This is a genomic window from Pseudomonas sp. ACN8, from assembly GCF_002303925.1.
Classification (GTDB): domain Bacteria; phylum Pseudomonadota; class Gammaproteobacteria; order Pseudomonadales; family Pseudomonadaceae; genus Aquipseudomonas.
On sequence record NZ_MRCS01000019.1, the window covers coordinates 47481 to 68871 of the forward strand.

Below are 21391 nucleotides of genomic sequence, written 5' to 3' on the forward strand. Positions count from 1 at the left end.
CAGGGGCTTTTGTATATGCCGGTGATCGATCAGGCGGCTTCGATCTTGCTGCGGTTCTGTTCGACCTTGTTCAGGTAATCCTTGAGCTTTTCCTGTTCCGCCACCGTCGTGAACAAACCGAGCTTGCTGCGACGCCAGAGGATGTCGTGGGCGCTGGTGGCCCATTCTTCGCTGCACAGATAATCGACTTCTCGGGTGTAGAGACCGCCGCCGATGTGCTCGCCCATATCGCTGAGGTTCTGTACGCCTTCGAGCATGCGCCAGGTACGGCTACCGTAGGTGGTGGCCCAGCGGCGCGCGATCTCGCTCGGCACCCAGTCGAATTTGTCGCGGATACGCGAGCTCAAGGCTTGCGGGGTGGTCATGTCTTCACCGCCCGGTAGCGTGGCGCTGGCGGTCCAGCTTGGCTGGATGTGCTTGAAGTAGGGTGCCAGTTGCGCCAGCGCCGACTCGGCCAGTTTGCGATAGGTGGTGAGCTTGCCGCCGAATACCGACAGCAACGGAGCTTCTTCGCCGGTGCCGGACAGCGCCAGGGTGTAGTCGCGGGTCACGGCCGACGGGTTGTCGGATTCGTCGTTGCACAGCGGGCGCACACCGGAATAGCTGTGCAGGATGTCGTCGCGGCCGATTTGCTTTTTGAAATGGGCGTTGACCACGTTCAACAGGTAATCGGTTTCGCCATCGGTAATTGCCACTTTCGCCGGATCGCCGGTGTACTCGCGGTCGGTGGTGCCGATCAGGGTGAAGTGATTCAGATACGGAATGGTGAACACGATGCGCTGATCTTCGTTTTGCAGGATGTGCGCGTGTTCGCCTTCGTACAGTTTTGGCACGATCAGGTGGCTGCCCTGGATCAGGCGGATGCCGTATGGCGATTCCATCTTCAAGTCATCGCGAATGAACCTGGCGACCCATGGCCCGGCCGCATTGACCAATGCCTTGGCGCGGATCGAAAACAGGCTGCCATCGGCGCGTTCCAGGTGCAGGTGCCACAAACCCTTGGCGCGGCGCGCGCTGACGCAGCGGGTCTGGGTGTGAACGTGGGCGCCTTTTTCCCGGGCGGTCATGGCGTTCAATACCACCAGGCGTGCGTCGTCGACCCAGCAATCGGAGTATTCGAAACCCTTGGTGATCTCGCTTTTGAGCGCGCTGTCGGGGCCGAACTTCAGGCTTTTCGAGCCTTGCAGTTGCTCGCGCTTGCCCAGGTTGTCATAGAGGAACAGACCGGCGCGGATCATCCATGCCGGGCGCAGGTGCGGGCGGTGCGGCAACACGAAACGCATTTGCTTGACGATGTGCGGAGCCTTGGCCAACAGCACTTCACGTTCGGCCAGGGCTTCACGCACCAGGCGGAATTCGTAATGTTCGAGGTAGCGCAGGCCGCCGTGGATCAGCTTGCTACTGGCCGATGAGGTATGGCTGGCCAGGTCGTCCTTTTCGCAAAGGAACACCGACAGGCCACGGCCGGCGGCATCCGCTGCGATCCCCACGCCATTGATCCCGCCACCGATGACGGCGATATCGTAGACCTCGGCGAGAGGGGGCGTAGGCAAGGTGGAAGTGGGCATCGGCACGGCCTCGGAATTTTTTGATGTTCTGTATTTGAATTCGAACATTAATGTTCATTTACGAAAATACTAGCCCATAAAGACACGCACAGCCAGTCAGCTTCGATTGAAAATACTCATCGAAGGGCCGTTAAAGGAAAATTTACGAACATTTTGTTGTGCATTGATGACCGCCATCGCAAGCAAGCTCGCTCCCACAAGGGGTGGAGTCGGTCACAAATCTTGTGCACGCCATCAATCACTGTGGGAGCGAGCTTGCTCGCGATGGCGCCAATACAGACGCCGAAGAAGTGGGGGGCTTAAACGACTTCCAGCCGAACCTTGTGCTGGTTCAACAACTGAGCCAGCGCCGGGGAAGGCTGCTGATCGGTGACCAGGCAATCGACCAGGCTGATCGGCCCCAGGCGAATCATGGCGTTGCGCCCGAACTTGCTGGAGTCGGCCGCGAGGATCACTTGCCGGGCATTGGCGATGATCGCCTGGGATACCCGCACTTCCTGATAATCGAAGTCCAGCAGGCTGCCGTCCTCATCGATGCCGCTGATGCCGACCAGGGCGAAGTCGACCTTGAACTGATTGATGAAATCGACACTGGCCTGACCCACCACGCCACCATCGCGCCGCACGTTGCCGCCGGTCAGCAGGACATCGAAATCGTCCTTGGCGCTGAGCATGGAGGCGACGTGCAGGTTGTTGGTGATGATTTTCAGGTGACTGTGGTTGAGCAGTGCCCGGGCAATGGATTCGGTGGTCGTGCCGATGTTGATGAACAACGAGGCATGGTCGGGAATCTGCGCGGCAATGGCTTCGCCGATACGCTGTTTCTCATCGCGCATCTGATCGGCGCGCATGGCGTAGGCGGTGTTTTCAACGCTGGAGTCGTAAGCCGCGCCGCCATGGTAGCGACGCAACAAATTGGCTTCCGCGAGCTGATTGATGTCGCGGCGAATGGTCTGCGGGGTTACTACGAACAGAGTGGCCATTTCCTCGATGCTGACATAGCCGCGCTCGCGGACCAGTTCGAGGATTTGCTGCTGACGGGGAGGCAGATTCATGGGGCGTCCTTTGGGCTGCCGTGCAAAATTTGCCCATGATGCCGCAGGAATCCGCTCCCGACCAGTTACATACAGATACGAGCTTGCGTCCGGGCTTATTCAGCCTCGTCTTCAGCCGCCCAATCGCGGGTACGACTGACCGCTTTTTTCCACCCTGCGTAGAGTTTTTCCTTCGCCGTTTCATCGAGCGTCGGTTCGAACTGGCGCTCGATCACGGCCTTGCCGCGCAACTCTTCCAGGCTGCCCCAGAAGCCACAGGCCAGGCCTGCCAGGTAAGCTGCGCCCAGTGCCGTGGTTTCGCGCATTTGCGGACGCTCGACCTGTGTGCCGAGGATGTCGGCCTGGAACTGCATGAGGAAGTTGTTGGCCACCGCGCCGCCATCCACGCGCAGGGCCTTGAGGCGTTCGCCGGAGTCCTGCTGCATGGCGTCGAGTACGTCGCGGGTCTGGTAGGCAATCGACTCCAGCGCGGCACGAATGATGTGATCCACGCGTACGCCGCGGGTCAGGCCAAACAGTGCGCCACGGGCGTACGGGTCCCAGTAGGGAGCGCCAAGACCGGTAAAGGCCGGCACCAGGTACACACCGTTGCTGTCCTTGACCTTGTTGGCGAAGTATTCGGTGTCGTGGGCGTCGTTGATGATTTTCAGCTCGTCACGCAGCCACTGCACGGTAGAACCGCCGTTGAACACAGCGCCTTCCAGTGCGTAGGCCACTTCGCCACGTGGGCCGCAAGCGATGGTGGTGAGCATGCCGTGTTGGGATTTCACGGCTTTGTCGCCGGTGTTCATCAACAGGAAGCAGCCAGTGCCGTAAGTGTTTTTCGCCTGGCCTGGTTCGACGCACATCTGGCCGAACAGGGCGGCTTGCTGGTCGCCAGCGATGCCGCCGATGGCGATGCCGCTTTTGGTACGGCCATAAATTTCCGAGGACGATTTAACTTCCGGCAGCATTTCGCGCGGAATATCCAGCACCTCCAGCATCTTCGCGTCCCACTCCAGGGTGTGGATGTTGAAGAGCATGGTGCGCGAAGCGTTGGTGTAGTCGGTGACATGCACCTTGCCGCCGGTAAATTTCCAGATCAGCCAGCTGTCGACGGTGCCGAACAACAGTTCACCGTTGCGCGCGCGCTCGCGGCTGCCTTCGACGTTGTCGAGGATCCACTTGAGCTTGGTGCCGGAGAAATACGGGTCGGTGACCAGGCCGGTGGTGTCGCTGATGTATTGCTCGTGGCCATCGCGCTTGAGCTGCTGGCAGATCTCGGTGCTGCGTCGGCACTGCCAGACGATGGCGTTGTAGATCGGGCGGCCGGTGTTCTTGTCCCAGACCACGGTGGTTTCGCGCTGGTTGGTGATGCCGATGGCCGCCACCTGGTCGTGGTGCAGGCCGGCTTGTGCCAGGGCCTCGACCATCACGGCGCTTTGGGTAGCGAAGATTTCCATCGGGTCGTGTTCGACCCAGCCGGCTTGCGGGTAATGCTGCGCGAACTCCCGTTGGGCGGTGCAGACCACGTTCGCGTCGCGGTCGAAAATGATCGCGCGGGAGCTGGTCGTACCCTGATCGAGGGCAATGATGTAGTTCTTATTCTGTGTGTCGGTCATGTCGATTGCCTTGGACGAAATAAGGGAGTGAGGTCTGGCGCGCGATCAAAGGGCAGGGGCACGCGCCAACGGTATCAAGAAGTTCTGGGTTTGCCGTCAATGGCAGCTGTTGCATCCTTTGTAGCAGGTACGGCGCTGGGCAGATGGCGGGCAATCAACCCGCGATAGGCTGCAGCACCGAGGCAGGCACCGACAATCGGTGCAAAAACAGGAATCAGGAAATACGGAATATCGCGTCCGCCGGTGAAGGAAATTTCACCCCAGCCAGCGAAGAAAGTCATCAGTTTAGGGCCGAAGTCTCGCGCAGGGTTCATGGCAAAACCGGTCAGTGGTCCCATCGAACTGCCGATCACCGCAATCAGCAGGCCGATCAGCAGCGGTGCCAGCGGGCCTTTTGGCAGACCATTGTTGTCATCGGTCAGGGACATGATCACGCCCATCAGGATGGCCGTGATGATCACCTCGACCAGAAATGCCTGGGCGGTGGTCAGCACAGGATTCGGGAAGGTGGAGAACACGGAGGCCAACTCAAGGCTGGCTTGAGTGCCGCGAACCATGTGGTGCGTTTGTTCGAATTCGAAGAATAGATTGCTGTAGAGCGTGTAAACCAACAGCGCTCCACAGAAGGCACCCGCCACTTGGGCGAGTACGTAGAAAGGCAATTTACGTTTTTCGAAGTCCGCGAAAATGCTCAGGGCAATGCTGACGGCAGGGTTCAGATGAGCCCCGGAAACCCCGGCGGTAAGGTAGATCGCCATGCTGACGCCGACGCCCCAGATAATGCTGATTTCCCACAAGCCAAAACTGGCACCCGCGACCTTGAGCGCGGCAACGCAACCTGTACCGAAAAAGATCAGCAGCGCCGTACCCAGAAACTCGGCCATGCATTGGCTCGAGAGCGACGGTTGTTGTAAAGCAGTTGTCATTGAAACCTCATTTTTTTTGTTGTCTGGCGCTTTTTTCCATCATGGTCGGAGCGCGTTTTTCGCCGAGGCAGGATCCCCATCCTGATCGCGGTTTACTGCTGGGTGCAGCGGTAGGACGTTTCGTGCAGTTTCAGAAACGAAAAAATATAGACAAGAAACGCTGCTGTCAAAGGTCGAAAGTGAACCGTCGGTCACAAAAAAACTATTCGTTGCATGAATGAATTAGTTGCTGCGCAATTGGATGGTCAGGCATTGGCGTTATGGATGCGCCGCCGTAGAGCCTTTTAACGGTCAATGTCCTAGAATCGGGCGCAGTATTTTTCTTCTGCCGCCCAGTCTGGAGCTGTCATGACCCCCGCATTGGATTTGTTGAAAAAGGTTCGGGCCGAACATCGCGTACACAGTTACGAACATGACCCCAAGGCCGCTTCCTATGGGTTGGAAGCGGCGGAAAAACTCGGGCTCGATCCGGCGCAGGTGTTCAAGACCTTGCTGGCGGCCAGCGAGAAGGGCGAGTTGCTGGTGGCCGTGGTGCCGGTTGTCGGCAGCCTGGACTTGAAAGGGCTGGCCCACGCCGCGGGCGTGAAAAAGGTCGAAATGGCCGACCCGGCTGCAGCGCAGCGCTCTACTGGCTATCTGTTGGGTGGGATCAGTCCGCTGGGGCAGAAAAAGCGTTTGCGTACCTTCATTGATAATTCGGCTCAGCCCTTCGCCAGCATTTTTGTCAGTGCGGGCCGACGTGGGCTGGAAGTCGAACTGGCACCGGCGGTGCTGGCCGAACACACCCAGGCGAAGTTTGCCGATATCGGCCGTGCGTGAGCTTCGAAGCAGGTGCAGCGCTGTATGGTGAAAATCAGTCGGCTCTGTCACTGGTGCCGGCTGAGCCAGCGCGGCATGCTCGGTGGTCTGACAAAGGGAGAAGGTTATGCAGCTTGAGTTTCATCAGGTCGACGCGTTCAGCAATCAGCCATTCAGCGGCAATCCGGCGATGGTCTATCGGCTCGATACATGGCTCGCCGATGAGTTGATGCAAAAGATTGCCGCCGAGCACAACCTCGCCGAAACGGCGTTTGTCGTGCGTGAAGGGCAGGGCTGGCACATCCGCTGGTTTACGCCGACCACCGAGGTGCCATTGTGCGGTCACGCGACGCTGGCCAGCGCCTATGTACTGTTTGAGATCTATAAGGAGCCTGTCGAACGACTGGACTTCACCTGCAAGTCCGGCCCGTTGAGCGTAACCCGTGAAGGTGGCCGCCTGTGGCTGGATTTCCCGTCGATCAATGCGTCGCCAGTGAACCTGATCCCGGACATCGAGCGTGCACTGGGTGTGAAGGTTGTCGAGGTACTGGGTTCAAATGAGCTGTTCGTGGTGCTGGAGTCGGAGCAAGCCGTGCTCGACTGCCAACCGGACATGGTGGCCCTGGCGAAACTGCCATGGCTGGGCGTGATCGTGACGGCGCGGGGCGAACAACACGATTTCGTTTCCCGCTACTTCGCCCCGGCAATCGGCATCAACGAAGATCCGGTCACCGGATCGACCCATTGCCTTCTGATTCCGTACTGGTCAAAGCAATTGGGCAAGTCGAGCCTGACGGCTTTCCAGCGTTCGACGCGGGGTGGGGAATTGTTCTGTCGGCTGGAAGGGGAGCGGGTGAAAATCGGCGGCAATGCGACGCTCGTGGCAAGCGGAACGCTGATGCTGGGCTAACGCAAACCCACTGTAGGAGTGAGCTTGCTCGCGATGGACGTCAACGATAACGCGTGCAACCGGAATGAACGCGTTATCCAGACTTTTTTCGCGAGCAAGCTCGCTCCTACAGGGTTTTTTGTGTATCAGTTGGCCGTGCTGTAGCGGCGGACACCGGATTCAGCCACCGGAATCTGCGCCGCCGTGCTGCCTGACGCCTGAAACAACACCAGGTGTTCAGCCGCGACACGAATCCCCACATCCGCTCCAACCTGACGGTCGACATGGCTCGGGAAGATCGATTCCAGCTGTGCGCCTGTCGGCAGTTGCAAGCGATACAGGGTCGATGCACCCAGGAACGTCTTGCCGGCGATTCGCGCCTTCAGTGCGCTGTCCGGCGCATAGACGATATCGTCCGGGCGCAGCAGTACGTCCACTGCGCCGCCTACCGGCCAGGTGTAGGCCCGATTGCCGCGCAATTCACCCAACTCGGTTTGCACTGATTCCGGGCTGCTCAACTGACCGCGAATGAAATAGCCCTGGCCGATGAAGCTCGCGACAAAGGGTGTCAGCGGTTCGTGGTACAGGTTGTAGGGCGTATCCCACTGTTCCAGGCGACCTTCCTTGAACACGCCAACGTGGTCGCTGACCGCGAAGGCTTCTTCCTGGTCGTGAGTCACCAGAATTGCACTGGTGCCTCGGGCCTTGAGGATGTCGCGTACTTCATGGCTGAGCTTGCGGCGCAATTCGCCATCAAGGTTGGAGAACGGTTCGTCGAGCAGCAGCAGTTGCGGTTCCGGCGCCAGGGCGCGGGCCAGGGCGACACGTTGCTGCTGACCACCGGAAAGCTCGTGGGGGAAGCGCTTGCCGAGGTTCTTCAGGTTGACCAGTTCCAGCAGCTCTTCGGTCACGCGATCCTTTTGTGGATGCTTGCGTATGCCGAAGGCGATGTTGTCGGCCACGCTCAAATGCGGAAACAGCGCGTAGTCCTGGAACACCATGCCGATGCGACGTTTCTCCGGCGCAAGGGTGAAGCCGGCGCTGGAGATGATCTCGCCAGCCAGCTGGATTTCACCTTCGTGAACCGGTTCGAAACCGGCAATCGCCCGCAGGGTGGTGGTCTTGCCGCAGCCCGACGAGCCCAGCAGGCAACCAATGTCGCCTGCGTTCAGGTGCAGGTTGAGGTTCTGCACCACGCGCTGGTCTTGATAGCCGCAGGCGAGGTTGCGCAGGTTAAGCAGTAATGGCTGGCTCATGCGTGGTGATACGAAGGTGGGACGAGGAACTCGAGCAGGGCTTTTTGCGCGTGCAGACGGTTTTCGGCTTGATCCCAGGCCACCGAGCGTTTGTCATCGAGCAGGTCGACGCTGATCTCCTCGCCACGGTGCGCCGGCAGGCAGTGCATGAACAGCACGTCGTCAGCGGCCAGGTCGAGCAGGGCGCGGTTGACCTGGTACGGTGCGAACAATTGCAGACGCTTGGCGGTTTCCTCTTCCTGGCCCATGGAGGTCCAGACGTCGGTGCTCACCAGGTGTGCACCCCGCACGGCTTCCTTCGGATCGCGAACGATGGTGACCCGGTCGCCAGCCTTGGCCAGGAACACCGGGTTGGGCTCGTAGCCTTGCGGGCAGGCAACGCGCAACTGGAAGTCGAACTGGATCGCCGCTTCTATATAGCTGTTGCACATGTTGTTGCCGTCGCCGATCCAGGCCACGGTCTTGCCCTGGATGGAGCCGCGGTGTTCGAGGAAGGTCTGCATGTCGGCCAGCAGCTGGCACGGGTGCAGGTCATCGGACAGGCCATTGATCAGAGGAACGCGCGAATTGGCGGCGAACTCGGTCAGAGTGCTGTGGGAAAACGTACGGATCATTACCGCATCGAGCATGCTCGACATGACAATCGCGGCGTCGCCGATCGGCTCGCCACGGCCCAGTTGGGTGTCACGGGGCGACAGGAAGATCGCCTGGCCACCGAGCTGGATCATGCCGGCCTCGAAGGAGATCCGGGTACGGGTCGAGGATTTCTCGAAAATCATCCCCAGGACGCGGTTTTTCAGCGGCTCGAACAGTACGCCGCGGTTACGCAGGTCCTTGAGCTCAACGCCTCGACGGATCACGCTGACCAGCTCTTCGGGCGTGCAATCCATCAGGGAGAGAAAGTGCCTTGCGCTCATCATTGACTACCTTTTGCTACAAACCGCAGATGCTCAAAGCCTTGTTTAACGGAACAACGGGCGAGACCTGCGGCGTAAGCCGCACGGGGCGACGAAATAGGGGAAGGCGCGATCTTATAATTAAATGTCGCGTCTTACCAATAGGGCTACAGTTTTTAGGGAGTTTCAGAGGTGCTACGGGTTCACCGAGGTAGCGCTTTTGAAGCCTGTTTCCTGATAGCAGCGGTTCATTTGTACACCGGCCCCTCGGGGCTTGGCAATCAGGCAGGGCGGCAATGGTGCGCTGACAGTCGGTTTGCGACCTGTCATTCATCAGTGCCGGGCTCGACGGTCGAACTGAACTCGGGTGGCCATCGGCTGGCCTGATAACCCTCGATTCACAAGACGAACGTCGCTGGCGTGGCGGCGGCTCTGGCGCCATAGTTTTGTTTCCGCGGCCGACGTCGCCCGCCCAAAACAAGACAGAGACTGGCCATGACCAAGACTCTCCATCACCGTGCGTGCCATTTGTGCGAAGCCATCTGTGGCCTGACCATCGAAACCACCGAGGTCGAAGGCGGTAACGTCCAGATCACTTCGATCAAGGGCGACTCCCAGGACACGTTCAGCCGTGGGCACATCTGCCCCAAGGCCGTAGCCCTGCAAGACATCCAGAACGATCCGGATCGCCTGCATCAGCCAATGCAGCGGGTGGGCAATGAGTGGCAGCCCATCGAGTGGGAAGCGGCATTCAATCTGGTTGCCGAGCGCCTCGCGGCCATTCAGGAGCGTCATGGGCAAAACGCCGTGGCGGTCTATCAGGGCAATCCGAGCGTGCACAATTACGGGCTGATGACCCACAGCAATTACTTTCTCGGCCTGTTGAAAACCCGCAACCGGTTTTCCGCGACGTCGGTCGATCAATTGCCCCATCACCTGACCAGTCATTTGATGTACGGCCACGGTTTGTTGCTGCCGATCCCGGACATCGATCACACCGATTTCATGCTGATCCTGGGCGGCAACCCGCTGGCTTCGAACGGCAGCATCATGACCGTGCCCGATGTGGAAAAACGCTTGAAGGCGATACAGGCCCGGGGCGGCAAGGTGGTGGTGGTCGATCCGCGCCGTAGCGAGACGGCGGCGATTGCCGACCAGCATCTGTTCGTTCGCCCGGGTGGCGATGCAGCGCTGTTGTTCGGCCTGCTCAATACCTTGTTCGCTGAAGGTCTGACCCGCGACAGCCATCTGCCGGTGGATGGCCTGGAGGACGTACGGGAGGCCGTCGCGCCGTTCACCGCCGAGGCCATGAGTCCGTTGTGCGCCGTACCGGCCGAACAGATCCGCCAATTGGCGCGAGACTTCGCCGCGGCACCGAGTGCAGTCTGCTATGGCCGCATGGGCGTTTCGACCCAGGCCTTCGGTACGCTGTGCCACTGGGTGGTGCAGTTGATCAACCTGGTCACCGGCAATCTCGATCGTGTGGGTGGCGCCTTGTGCACCGAGCCTGCGGTGGACCTGGTGGCGACGACTTCGGGCGGGCATTTCAATCTGTGGCAGAGCCGGGTTTCCGGGCGCCCGGAGTACGCCGGAGAGTTGCCGGTGTCGGCGCTGGCGGAGGAGATGCTCACCGAAGGGGAAGGGCAAGTCCGCGCGCTGATCACGGTGGCGGGCAATCCGGTGCTGTCCACACCCAATGGCCGAAAGCTCGAGCAGGCGCTGGACGGGCTGGAGTTCATGGTCAGTATCGACCTGTACATCAATGAAACCACGCGTTACGCCGACTTGATCCTGCCATCCACATCGGCGCTGGAAAACGACCATTACGACACCACGTTCAACCTGTTCGCGGTGCGCAATGTCAGCCGTTTCAACCGCGCGATCCTCGCCAAACCCCAAGGTGCATTGCACGACTGGGAAATTTTCGTCGGGCTGGCCAAGGCGTTTGCCGCCAGAACCGGCAAAGAGTTGAAGCCCACCATCGCCCCAGCGCAAATGATCGATCGCGGCCTGCGCATGGGGATGTACGGCGACAATTCAGAGCACAAACTGTCGCTGGCGACTTTGTTCGATTATCCCCATGGCGTCGATCTGGGCGCGCTCAAGCCTAACCTGACGCCCCGCCTGAAGACTGCCAGTCAACGCATCCAGGCCGCACCGGCCGCGATTCTCGCTGATCTGGTGCGCTTCGCAGCCTTGCAGGCACCGGCCGCCGACGAGTTGTTGATGATTGGCCGCCGGCATGTACGCAGCAACAACTCATGGATGCATAACTATCATCGGCTGGTGAAAGGCAAGCCACGCCACCAGTTGCTGATGCATCCGGACGACCTGGCCAGTCGCGGGCTCAGTGACGGGCAGCGCGTTCGGGTCAGCTCGCGGGTGGGTGTGATCGAAGTCGAAGTGCTTGGCAGTCTGGACATGATGAAAGGTGTGGTCAGCCTGCCTCACGGCTGGGGTCACGCGCGGCCGGGCGTGCAAATGACGATTGCCAGCAGCCAGCCAGGCTCCAGCGCCAACGACCTGACCGACGACTGCCAGCTTGACGAGTTGTCGGGAAATGCTGCACTTAATGGTGTGCCGGTGACCGTGGCGGCGGCTTGAGTCAGTCTGACGGAGAGACCGAGCAGGGCGCTCGGCTTTCCGTTACAATGCGCCACCGTGCCGACCCATGAGTCGGAAAGTTCAGCCGAGGTGCTCCATGGATATCATCGAAACGATTAAAGAGCAGATTGCCAACAACACCATTCTGCTTTACATGAAAGGCTCGCCGAATGCCCCGCAGTGCGGCTTCTCCGCGAAAGCCGCGCAGGCCGTGATGGCGTGTGGCGAAAAGTTTGCGTACGTGGACATCCTGCAGAACCCGGAAATCCGCGCCAACCTGCCAAAATACGCCAACTGGCCAACCTTCCCGCAACTGTGGGTCGGTGGTGAGCTGGTCGGCGGCAGCGACATCATGACTGAAATGGCGGCTGACGGTTCGCTGCAAGCCACCATCAAGGCTGCTGTCGAAGCCGCTGCTGCCAACAAGTCCGAAGCCTGATTCGCTTCCTGCTTCCTGTAGGAGCGAGCATGCTCGCGATGGTCGTTAACGATAACGCTGGGAGCCTGGTTCCCCGCAGCGCTCTCTAGTCCATCGCGAGCATGCTCGCTCCTACAATAAAAGCAGCAGGCACAAAAAAGCCCCGCCTCTTAAAAGAGAGCGGGGCTTTTTATAGCATCGAGATTAACGGAACGAAGTTACTCGTCTTCGCCCATCTGCGATTGCAGGTAGTTTTCAAGACCCACTTTATCGATCAGCCCTAACTGGGTTTCCAGCCAGTCGATATGTTCTTCTTCGGACTCGAGGATATCTTCAAGCAGTTCACGGCTACCGAAATCGCCAACTGTTTCGCAATGCGCGATGGCTACTTTCAGATCGGCATGGCCGGTTTTTTCGATACGCAGGTCGCACTCCAGCATTTCCTTGGTGTGCTCGCCGATGTGCAGCTTGCCCAGGTCCTGGACGTTCGGCAGGCCTTCAAGGAACAGGATGCGCTTGATCAGCTTGTCCGCGTGCTTCATCTCGTCGATGGATTCGTGGTATTCGTGCTTGCCGAGCTTGTTCAGGCCCCAATCTTCATACATGCGCGCATGCAGGAAATATTGATTGATCGCGACCAGCTCATTGGCAAGGATCTTGTTGAGATGCTGGATGACTGTAACGTCGCCTTTCATGATGGGGTCCTGCCCTGTATTAGCTGTCAATAGAGCAGAGTTTGAGCCGGGTATTTAATAGTGTCAAACCTAAGTTATTGAAACTTAAATGAAAATTAATCGGAATAAGAATGTTTGTGTTCCGCGTCTGGAGCATAACTAGTTGATTTTGAGGCATAAAAAAACCGGACATATGTCCGGTTCTTTGAAATTCGATATTTAAGCGGCTGTAAATTCTGCTGGAAAAGGAATTGCAGCCTGGGCCGATTGCAGTTTGGTCAAGGTCTCGCGGACCACTTCCTTGGCGAGGCAGGCACATTTGCCGCACTGACTGGCAACGCCGGTAGCCACACGGACTTCCTTGTAGCTGCAGCATCCTTCATAGATCGCATCGCGGATTTGACCGTCGGTGACGCCAGTGCAGAGGCAAACATACATAAGGAAGGTCCGTCGCTGATTGTGACTCAATTGCGATGGATCTTAATGTTAACGAGAATGATTGTCAAAGTGGTTTCAGAGCACTTTTCGCCATAAGCGGGTATGGCTGACGAACGGTCGGCCTGGCAAATCGGTGATCCAAAACCGTCGGGGATTTCATCGGACGGGGAAAAAAACAGCTAAGCCAGCTCAAACACGCGGTGTATGATGGTCGGTCTTTTGCGACCGGGGATCGTGTCACAGGGCTGTCGCCTCAGGGTGGCAGGCTGATGCGAACCCTGTTTCTCACGCTATTACACCAGGAGATATCCAATGAGCGTACTCGTAGGCAAACAAGCCCCTGACTTCACCGTACCGGCCGTACTCGGCAATGGCGAGATCGTTGACAGCTTCACCCTGTCCTCGGCGATCAAAGGCAAATACGGCCTGGTGTTCTTCTACCCGCTGGACTTCACCTTCGTTTGCCCGTCCGAGCTGATCGCTCTGGACAACCGCATGTCTGAGTTCAAGGCACGCAACGTTGAAGTGATCGCTGTTTCGATCGACTCGCACTTCACCCACAACGCATGGCGCAACACTCCAGTGAACAGCGGCGGTATCGGCCAGGTTCGCTACACCATGGCTGCCGACATCAAGCAGGACATCATGAAGGCCTACGACGTTCAGTCCGCTGACGGCGTGGCATTCCGTGGCGCGTTCCTGATCGACGACAAAGGCGTTGTCCGTTCGCAGATCATCAACGACCTGCCGCTGGGTCGTAACATGGAAGAGCTGATCCGTCTGGTCGACGCTCTGCAATTCCACGAAGAGCACGGCGAAGTCTGCCCTGCCAACTGGAAAAAAGGCGACAAAGGCATGAACGCTTCGCCAGAAGGCGTTGCCGCTTACCTGACCGAGCACGCTGCCGCTCTGTAAGGCGTACGCTCCCGCTGTAAAAAGCAGGTATAAAAAAACCGGCCGTCGAGGCCGGTTTTTTTATGGGCGTTTTTTGCTCTCTGTAGGAGCGAGCTTGCTCGCGATGGACTTGAGAACACCGCGGGGTGTCAGGCTCCCAGCGTCATCGTTGAAGACCATCGCGAGCAGGCTCGCTCCTACAAAGAGCCAGCAACATCAATCGTTGAAGTCTTCCCAGCCACCCATCTGTTTCCAGCGATTGACGATGCCGCAGAACAGCTCTGCCGTCTTCTCGGTGTCATAGCGAGCCGAGTGAGCCTCGCGACCGTCGAAGTCGATGTCCGCTGCCTGGCAAGCCTTGGCCAGTACGGTCTGGCCGTAAGCGAGGCCGGCGAGCGTTGCGGTATCGAAACTGGAGAACGGATGGAACGGGTTGCGCTTCATGTCCAGCCGCGCAACCGCTGCATTGAGGAAGCCCAGGTCGAAGCTGCTGTTATGCCCGACCAGAATCGCCCGTTTGCAGCCATTGGCCTTGAGGGCCTTGCGCACGCCACGGAAGATATCGTTCAGGGCTGACTCTTCGCTCACCGCCATGCGCAGCGGGTGATCGAGCTTGATCCCGGTAAACTCCAGGGCCGCCGCTTCGATGTTCGCGCCTTCGAACGGCTCGACACGGAAGAAGTAGGTGTGATCCGGGTAAACAAAACCCTTTTCATCCATGGCGATGGTGGTCGCGGCGATCTCCAGCAGGGCGTCGGTGGCCGAATTGAAGCCACCGGTCTCTACATCGACGACAACCGGCAGGTAACCACGGAACCTTGCCGCCATTGGATGACGAGGGCCGCCTCCGCCGCCATTGCCTTCCAGTTCGTCGTCGAAATGGTCTTCACTCACGCGTGTTCCTCCAGCAGGCGCCAGCGCAGTTTTTCACCGGCGCGCAGCGGGATAACGGTCAGCTCGCCAAATGGCAGGCTGGTCGGGGCGGTCCACTCTTCGCGGACCAGGGTGATGCGATCGGTGTTGGCCGGCAGGCCATAGAAGCGCGGGCCGTTGAGGCTGGCGAAGGCCTCGAGCTTGTCCAGCGCATTGCGCTGTTCGAAGGCCTCGGCATACATCTCGATGGCCGCATAGGCGGTGTAGCAACCGGCGCAACCGCAGGCCGCTTCCTTGGCGTGCTGGGCGTGGGGGGCCGAGTCGGTGCCGAGGAAGAACTTCTCGCTGCCGCTGGTGGCGGCGTCGAGCAGGGCTTCCTGGTGGGTATTGCGCTTGAGGATCGGCAGGCAATAGAAGTGCGGCCGAATCCCGCCCACCAGCATGTGGTTGCGGTTGTACAGCAGGTGATGCGCGGTGATGGTCGCGCCCACGTTGGCCGAGGCCGAGTTGACGAACTGCACGGCGTCCGCGGTGGTGATGTGTTCGAAGACCACTTTGAGGGTCGGGAAACGCTCGACCACACGACGCATGTGCTCGTCGATGAAGATTTTTTCGCGGTCGAACACGTCGACATCGCCCCGGGTGACTTCACCGTGGACCAACAATGGCATCCCGACTTCGGCCATGGCCTCGAGTGCAGGGAAGATCTTGTCGATGCTGGTGACGCCAGAATCCGAGTTGGTGGTCGCGCCGGCCGGGTACAGCTTGGCGGCGTGAATGAATCCGCTGGCCTTGGCCTCGCGAATTTCTTCAGGCTGGGTGCGGTCGGTCAGGTACAGGACCATCAGTGGCTCGAACAGGCTGCCGGCCGGGCGGGCAGCGAGAATCCGCTGGCGATAGCCGTCGGCTTCGGCCGCGTTGCGCACTGGTGGAACCAGGTTGGGCATGATGATGGCGCGGCCAAAGGTGCGCGCGACATCCGCGACGGTATTGGTCAACACGGCACCATCGCGAAGATGAATATGCCAGTCGTCGGGACGCAGCAGGGTCAGGCGGTCGGACATGAGGGGATTCCAGGCGGGTCAAACTCAAGGGAATGCTACCGGAAAAGACTCTTGCAGGCACTCGCTATCAAGTTTTGCAGGAAGCTTCCGATATCCAACAGGTATGCCGTAAACATGTGTGTGTCAGTCTTTTTGTTGTAGAAGCCAGTGGAGCCTCCCGTGCGCCAGCGTTATTTAGCCTTGCTCAGTGTGTTTGCCAGCCTTCCGGCGATGGCGCTCACTTTCCAGACCCGTCTGGAGAACATTGAGTGGACGGTAGAAGGTGACAAGTTCGAATGCCGCCTGACTCAGCCGATCACCGATTTCGGTTCGGGCGAGTTCGTGCGTCGTGCCGGCGAGCAGGCGACGTTTCGTCTGAAGGCCTACAACCCGATGATTGGCGGTGGCTCGGCGACGCTGCTGGCCGCTGCGGCGCCGTGGCAACCGGGGCGTGAAGACATCAACCTGGGCACCGTGAGGATTGGTAGTGGCAACGTATTGTTCAACAGCTCTAAGGTTCAGGCCGGGCGCCTGATCAGTGGCCTGATGGACGGTCGCAGCCCGGTGGTTCGACATTCCTCGGGGGATGGGCGGGTGTCGGAAGTACGCTTGTTGCCGGTCAGGTTCACGAAAGCGTTTGCCGACTATCAGGGGTGTGTCGCGAAACTGTTGCCACAGAATTTCGAACAGGTGAAACAATCCGAAATAGGCTTCCCCGGCGGCGGAATCGAACTCGACAGCGCCGCAAAAGCCAAATTGCAGGTGATGCTGGAGTACATGAAGGCCGATCCGACGGTCAATCATATCGAGCTCGACGGTCACTCCGACAACAGCGGCAACCGCCTGACCAACCGCGACCTGTCGCGGCGCCGAGCCCTGGCAGTGATGGAATTCTTCAAGGCCAACGGCATCCAGGAATCGCAAATCACTATGCGTTTCCATGGCGAGCGTTATCCGGTGGCGCCTAACACCAACAACACCAACCGCGCGAAGAACCGTCGAGTGGCGGTGCGCCTGGAGCGCGGAGCACCAGTGGAACAAGTCGCCCCGCAAGCGACGAAAGCGGCCGTTTCGGCAACTTCCTGACTATTTGGTCATCGTCGCGCCCTCGACATAATCTGTCGCTTCGTCGTCATAAGCTGTCGCGCCACTGTAAATTATTCTGCATGAGCGGTAGACTTCACGGCTTTCCGTAGAACCCCGTGGAGTGATGGCATGGCGGACGTAAACAAGGTCGTTCTGGCGTATTCCGGCGGCCTGGACACTTCGGTGATCCTCAAGTGGCTGCAGGATACTTATAACTGTGAAGTGGTGACCTTCACCGCTGACCTGGGTCAGGGCGAAGAGGTCGAACCTGCACGCGCCAAGGCTCAGGCCATGGGCGTCAAAGAGATCTACATCGACGATTTGCGCGAAGAGTTCGTGCGCGATTTCGTTTTCCCGATGTTCCGCGCCAACACCGTTTACGAAGGCGAGTACCTGCTGGGTACTTCCATCGCTCGTCCGCTGATCGCCAAGCGCCTGATCGAAATTGCCAACGAAACCGGCGCTGACGCCATTTCCCATGGCGCCACCGGCAAGGGTAACGACCAGGTTCGTTTCGAGCTCGGTGCATACGCCTTGAAGCCTGGTGTGAAAGTGATTGCCCCTTGGCGCGAATGGGACCTGCTGTCCCGTGAAAAGCTGATGGACTACGCCGATAAGCACGCGATCCCGATCGAGCGCCACGGCAAGAAGAAGTCCCCGTACTCCATGGATGCCAACCTGCTGCACATCTCCTATGAAGGCGGCGTGCTGGAAGACACCTGGACCGAGCACGAAGAAGACATGTGGCGCTGGACCGTTTCCCCGGAAAACGCTCCAGACAAACCGCAGTACCTGGAACTGACCTACCGCAACGGCGACATCGTCGCGCTGGACGGCGTCGAAATGACTCCGGCCACCGTACTGGCGACCCTGAACCGTATCGGTGGTGAGCACGGTATCGGCCGTCTCGACATCGTCGAAAACCGTTACGTGGGCATGAAGTCCCGTGGCTGCTACGAAACGCCTGGCGGCACCATCATGTTGCGTGCCCACCGTGCGATCGAATCGATCACCCTGGACCGCGAAGTGGCTCACCTCAAAGACGAGTTGATGCCCAAGTACGCCAGCCTGATCTACACCGGCTACTGGTGGAGCCCTGAGCGTCTGATGCTGCAACAGATGATCGATGCGTCCCAGGTCAATGTGAACGGCGTTGTGCGCCTGAAGCTGTACAAGGGCAATGTGATCGTCACTGGCCGCAAGTCCGACGACTCGCTGTTCGATGCCAACATCGCTACCTTCGAAGAAGATGGCGGCGCGTACAACCAGGCGGATGCAGCGGGCTTCATCAAGCTCAATGCCCTGCGCATGCGCATTGCGGCGAACAAAGGCCGGAAGCTGTTCTGAGACCTTTGAAATCGTGATGGATACCTGACCTCGTCCTCGACGGGGTCAGGTACCTGAAAACGGGGTATGACACCAGTTACTGCGTGGTCGGGTGTTTTCGTTTGCGCTGATGATTTCCTGTTTTTATCCTTCCAATAGCCTGTTCTATGGGTTGTTGTTTGCCGGTTGCCCGGCCTGATCAATGACCGACAACCTGTGCGAGTCCGGATTGTAGGCCACATGAAAGTCGGCACTGCGCTTGCTGGCCTGCTTTGAATGTACAAGCGCACTGGCTTTCAGTAATTTCTCCGAAACGGCACAAGTGACAAACAGAATCACGTACGCCGTCTTTTCCCGTGGCCTCTGGATTTTCTCCAGCAGCGCTCCAAACTCGACCTCTTCGCTCATCCAGCGTACATCAACGATGTACAGGTCTTTTACCGGTTCCGGTAACTGAAGGTGATGCTGAACGGAGACAGTGGTTTGCAGACCGATCCCGGTTGGCGGGTCCTGCGCGCCACAGGGCATGCGAGCTGACTGCCAGTCATTCGTCGACGTTTCCAGACCGGGGTTTTCAGACGGCTTTGCGCACGCTTTTTTTTCCGAGCGCCCAACATCATCCATAACCTTCATGAAGTGCTTGCCCTTTTCAAAGTCCGAGGGCGCATAAAGTGATTTATAGTTGAAGTTGAGTGTCGCGAAAAAAAGTAAAAGCAGATAGAACGGAAAACTGATCAGGAACCAGACGTAGAGTTCTCTTTCTTCCTGATCAAGGAAGGGTAGAGAGACGGCTGCCGAAGTCTCAGAGAGCGCTGCGAATATCGCGATAATTGTCATTGGGTTGGTGATTCGTTTTTTTATCATGTTCTGTACTCATGCCGGATTGTCTGTTCTCGAGTGGTTTATGGGGTTGGTCTGATGTGGTGGTTATTGTAGTGATTTTTATTGCTTGTTGGTTTTTGACTGGTTTTATTTGTTTTCTGTATTGCTCTTCGAATTCTTGAATGGGGGGTGTTTTAATGATTGCTCAAAAAATATTATTTTCTGTAAGAGTAATTGGATGCTGGGTGTGTGATATTTCTGGTGTGAGTGTTGAACACGAAAATATCAGTTACGTTTTAACGGGGAGATAGCGGCTAGTGTTTGTCGGGGCACGACCGATCAAACTGGCACTCGGAAAATTTTGGTCGTAAATCGACAGGGATGGCTGCTGGAAAGTGCGACACACTGACGCTGATACAGTTTTCAATTCACTCTGTTCGAGGGATTTTTGTAGGAGAAATCCGTGTTGTTTGTAGGGTATGTCTCTTGGTGTGGGTGGCCGGGAGGGGCGACATGCCATGGGTGAAACGACTAGGCTATTGTGCGGGCTCTAAAAATTCGAACAGCGAAAATTGGACTTGCCCATGAATAAAGTGCTGATCGTGGATGATCACCCCGTCATTCGTCTTGCGGTACGTATGCTAATGGAGCGTCATGGCTACGAAGTTATTGCAGAAACCGATAATGGTGTGGATGCACTGCAACTAGCCCGTGAACTTATGCCGGACATTGTCATTCTGGATATCGGGATTCCGAAGCTGGACGGGTTGGAAGTCATCGCGCGTTTGTCTTCGACTTCAATGCCGATGAAAGTGCTGATTTTGACTTCCCAGGCGCCGGGACATTTTTCGATGCGTTGCATGCAATCCGGTGCAGCCGGTTATGTCTGCAAACAACAAGACCTCACGGAGTTGCTCAGTGCAATAAAGGCCGTGTTGTCAGGTTACAGTTACTTTCCTAATCAAGCCTTGCATACCGTGCGTTGCAGTTTGGGGAATGCCAGTGAGGCCGATATGGTTGATCGCTTGTCGGGACGGGAAATGATGGTCCTGCAACAGTTGGCCCGAGGAAAGACCAATAAAGAGATTGCCGATGGGATGTTTCTCAGTAATAAAACAGTCAGTACTTACAAGACTCGCCTGTTGCTCAAGCTGAATGCGCGGTCTCTGGTCGATCTGATCGAGCTGGCACAGCGCAATGGTCTGGTGTGATGGCGTAACGGCGCGACAAGGAGCGCCTGGCGGGGTATGGCACTTAGAAAAAAGCCTCCGTTTCGGGAGGCTTTCAGGTGTCATAAGTCAAAATCGTAATCGGCCAATTGCTTTTGCAGTCGGCGCTCCTCCAGCAGGTTGTCGATGGTGCGGCGTTTGCTCAGATTAGTTTTCGCAACTTCAACCACCGGCTCAGCGTCATCGGTTTCGGCGGTGGTGAAATCGTCTTCTACGTCCAATTGCTCTTTGCCAGTACTCATTTAGTTGCTCCAGGCTAAGAAGGCCTTTGGCGCTCCTTATATCGACAATCTCCCGGCGGGTAAAAAAGATTTTTTCAATCGACAAATCAATAAACCTAATAGCGCCTCAATCGTCGGAGGTTTTGTGCTTGTATTCGCACAAGTCCTCGATCCGGCAGCTTCCGCAACGGGGCTTGCGGGCCAGGCAAACATAGCGGCCATGAAGGATCAGCCAGTGATGGGAGTCGAGCAGGTACTCCTTGGGCACGAATTTCATCAGTTTCTTCTCGACTTCCACCACATTCTTGCCGGGAGCAATACCCGTCCGGTTGCTGACCCTGAAGATATGCGTGTCGACGGCCATGGTCAGCTGACGGAATGCCGTATTGAGCACCACATTGGCGGTCTTGCGGCCGACGCCGGGCAGTGCTTCCAGCTCTTCGCGGGTTTGTGGCACTTCACCGGCGTGACGCTCGACCAGCAAGCGGCAGGTTTCGATCACGTTTTTCGCTTTGCTGTTGTACAGACCGATGGTCTTGATGTACTCCGACAACCCCTCTACACCCAGGGCATGGATCGCTGCCGGGGTATTGGCGACCGGGAACAGCCTGGCTGTGGCTTTGTTGACGCCGACATCGGTCGACTGCGCCGAGAGAATCACGGCAATCAGCAATTCGAACGCTGAGGAATAGGCCAGCTCGGTCTTCGGTTCCGGGTTGTCCTCGTGCAGTCTGCGGAAAATTTCCAGACGTTTTGCGGCATTCATGGGCAGTA

At 57.9% G+C, this 21391-nt stretch carries 21 protein-coding genes; 8 read left to right on the top strand and 13 right to left on the bottom strand.

Annotated features, from left to right (window positions below):
- Positions 1–29: 29 nt before the first annotated feature.
- The 4 genes from glpD to BSF44_RS12850 form a co-directional block, all read right to left on the bottom strand.
- Positions 30–1568, bottom strand: a complete 1539-nt coding sequence (gene glpD / locus BSF44_RS12835) for a glycerol-3-phosphate dehydrogenase (protein ID WP_095943866.1) — start codon at positions 1566–1568, stop codon at positions 30–32.
- A gap of 299 nt (positions 1569–1867) precedes the next feature.
- Positions 1868–2623 (bottom strand): DeoR/GlpR family transcriptional regulator, encoded by a 756-nt coding sequence (locus tag BSF44_RS12840; protein ID WP_007971301.1) that lies wholly within the window; start codon positions 2621–2623, stop codon positions 1868–1870.
- 95 nt (positions 2624–2718) lie between these two features.
- Positions 2719–4224, bottom strand: coding sequence for a glycerol kinase GlpK (gene glpK / locus BSF44_RS12845; protein ID WP_095943824.1), 1506 nt, complete (start codon positions 4222–4224; stop codon positions 2719–2721).
- A 74-nt stretch (positions 4225–4298) separates the two neighbouring features.
- A complete protein-coding gene (locus BSF44_RS12850) occupies positions 4299–5150 on the bottom strand; it encodes an MIP/aquaporin family protein (RefSeq protein ID WP_095943825.1) in 852 nt (283 codons plus the stop codon).
- 348 nt (positions 5151–5498) lie between these two features.
- On the opposite strand from BSF44_RS12850, the gene ybaK reads away from it, so the two are divergent.
- Together ybaK and BSF44_RS12860 are read left to right on the top strand one after the other, a co-directional pair.
- Positions 5499–5969 carry a Cys-tRNA(Pro) deacylase gene (gene ybaK, locus BSF44_RS12855; RefSeq protein WP_007971306.1) on the top strand — a complete coding sequence of 157 codons (471 nt, stop codon included), beginning with the start codon at positions 5499–5501 and terminating at the stop codon, positions 5967–5969.
- Positions 5970–6075: 106 nt separating this feature from the next.
- Positions 6076–6858, top strand: a complete 783-nt coding sequence (locus BSF44_RS12860; protein WP_095943826.1) for a PhzF family phenazine biosynthesis protein — start codon at positions 6076–6078, stop codon at positions 6856–6858.
- A 125-nt stretch (positions 6859–6983) separates the two neighbouring features.
- On the opposite strand, the gene BSF44_RS12865 is transcribed toward BSF44_RS12860, so the two are convergent.
- Positions 6984–8093 (bottom strand): ABC transporter ATP-binding protein, encoded by a 1110-nt coding sequence (locus tag BSF44_RS12865; protein WP_095943827.1) that lies wholly within the window; start codon positions 8091–8093, stop codon positions 6984–6986.
- Positions 8090–9010: an ornithine carbamoyltransferase gene (argF, locus tag BSF44_RS12870; protein WP_095943828.1), complete on the bottom strand. Its 921-nt coding sequence runs from the start codon at positions 9008–9010 to the stop codon at positions 8090–8092. Before argF ends, BSF44_RS12865 begins: the two co-directional genes overlap by 4 nt.
- Positions 9011–9484: 474 nt before the next feature.
- Between argF and BSF44_RS12875 the strand changes: the two genes are divergently transcribed.
- Together BSF44_RS12875 and grxD are read left to right on the top strand one after the other, a co-directional pair.
- A complete protein-coding gene (locus tag BSF44_RS12875; protein ID WP_095943829.1) occupies positions 9485–11593 on the top strand; it encodes a molybdopterin oxidoreductase family protein in 2109 nt (702 codons plus the stop codon).
- Positions 11594–11690: 97 nt separating this feature from the next.
- Complete coding sequence (gene grxD, locus BSF44_RS12880) at positions 11691–12032, top strand: Grx4 family monothiol glutaredoxin (protein ID WP_064679482.1); 342 nt, start codon at positions 11691–11693, stop codon at positions 12030–12032.
- A gap of 197 nt (positions 12033–12229) precedes the next feature.
- Here the strand turns inward: grxD and bfr are convergent, their stop codons facing one another.
- A complete protein-coding gene (bfr, locus tag BSF44_RS12885; RefSeq protein ID WP_008053519.1) occupies positions 12230–12706 on the bottom strand; it encodes a bacterioferritin in 477 nt (158 codons plus the stop codon).
- Between the two features lie 198 nt (positions 12707–12904).
- Entirely contained in the window at positions 12905–13123 is a 219-nt protein-coding gene (locus BSF44_RS12890; RefSeq protein ID WP_095943830.1) for a bacterioferritin-associated ferredoxin, read from the bottom strand.
- A 312-nt stretch (positions 13124–13435) separates the two neighbouring features.
- Here BSF44_RS12890 and BSF44_RS12895 point away from each other — a divergent pair, with 312 nt between their 5' ends.
- Positions 13436–14038, top strand: coding sequence for a peroxiredoxin (locus BSF44_RS12895; RefSeq protein ID WP_095943831.1), 603 nt, complete (start codon positions 13436–13438; stop codon positions 14036–14038).
- Between the two features lie 195 nt (positions 14039–14233).
- Here the strand turns inward: BSF44_RS12895 and rnt are convergent, their stop codons facing one another.
- The gene (gene rnt, locus BSF44_RS12900; protein ID WP_007997489.1) at positions 14234–14911 is read right to left on the bottom strand and encodes a ribonuclease T; all 678 of its coding nucleotides are present in this window, start codon (positions 14909–14911) and stop codon (positions 14234–14236) included.
- Complete coding sequence (gene pyrC / locus BSF44_RS12905) at positions 14908–15954, bottom strand: dihydroorotase (RefSeq protein WP_008053524.1); 1047 nt, start codon at positions 15952–15954, stop codon at positions 14908–14910. Before pyrC ends, rnt begins: the two co-directional genes overlap by 4 nt.
- Positions 15955–16113: 159 nt before the next feature.
- On the opposite strand from pyrC, the gene BSF44_RS12910 reads away from it, so the two are divergent.
- Together BSF44_RS12910 and BSF44_RS12915 are read left to right on the top strand one after the other, a co-directional pair.
- Positions 16114–17019, top strand: a complete 906-nt coding sequence (locus tag BSF44_RS12910; protein ID WP_095943832.1) for an OmpA family protein — start codon at positions 16114–16116, stop codon at positions 17017–17019.
- A gap of 129 nt (positions 17020–17148) precedes the next feature.
- A complete protein-coding gene (locus BSF44_RS12915) occupies positions 17149–18366 on the top strand; it encodes an argininosuccinate synthase (RefSeq protein ID WP_007985864.1) in 1218 nt (405 codons plus the stop codon).
- 144 nt (positions 18367–18510) lie between these two features.
- Here BSF44_RS12915 and BSF44_RS12920 read toward each other — a convergent pair whose 3' ends face one another.
- The gene (locus BSF44_RS12920; protein WP_095943833.1) at positions 18511–19209 is read right to left on the bottom strand and encodes a hypothetical protein; all 699 of its coding nucleotides are present in this window, start codon (positions 19207–19209) and stop codon (positions 18511–18513) included.
- Positions 19210–19751: 542 nt separating this feature from the next.
- Between BSF44_RS12920 and BSF44_RS12925 the strand changes: the two genes are divergently transcribed.
- Positions 19752–20378 (top strand): response regulator transcription factor, encoded by a 627-nt coding sequence (locus BSF44_RS12925; RefSeq protein ID WP_008053528.1) that lies wholly within the window; start codon positions 19752–19754, stop codon positions 20376–20378.
- Between the two features lie 80 nt (positions 20379–20458).
- Here the strand turns inward: BSF44_RS12925 and BSF44_RS12930 are convergent, their stop codons facing one another.
- Together BSF44_RS12930 and nth are read right to left on the bottom strand one after the other, a co-directional pair.
- Positions 20459–20638 carry a PA3496 family putative envelope integrity protein gene (locus tag BSF44_RS12930; protein ID WP_007972325.1) on the bottom strand — a complete coding sequence of 60 codons (180 nt, stop codon included), beginning with the start codon at positions 20636–20638 and terminating at the stop codon, positions 20459–20461.
- Between the two features lie 106 nt (positions 20639–20744).
- Positions 20745–21383: an endonuclease III gene (nth, locus tag BSF44_RS12935; RefSeq protein ID WP_095943834.1), complete on the bottom strand. Its 639-nt coding sequence runs from the start codon at positions 21381–21383 to the stop codon at positions 20745–20747.
- Positions 21384–21391: the final 8 nt, after the last annotated feature.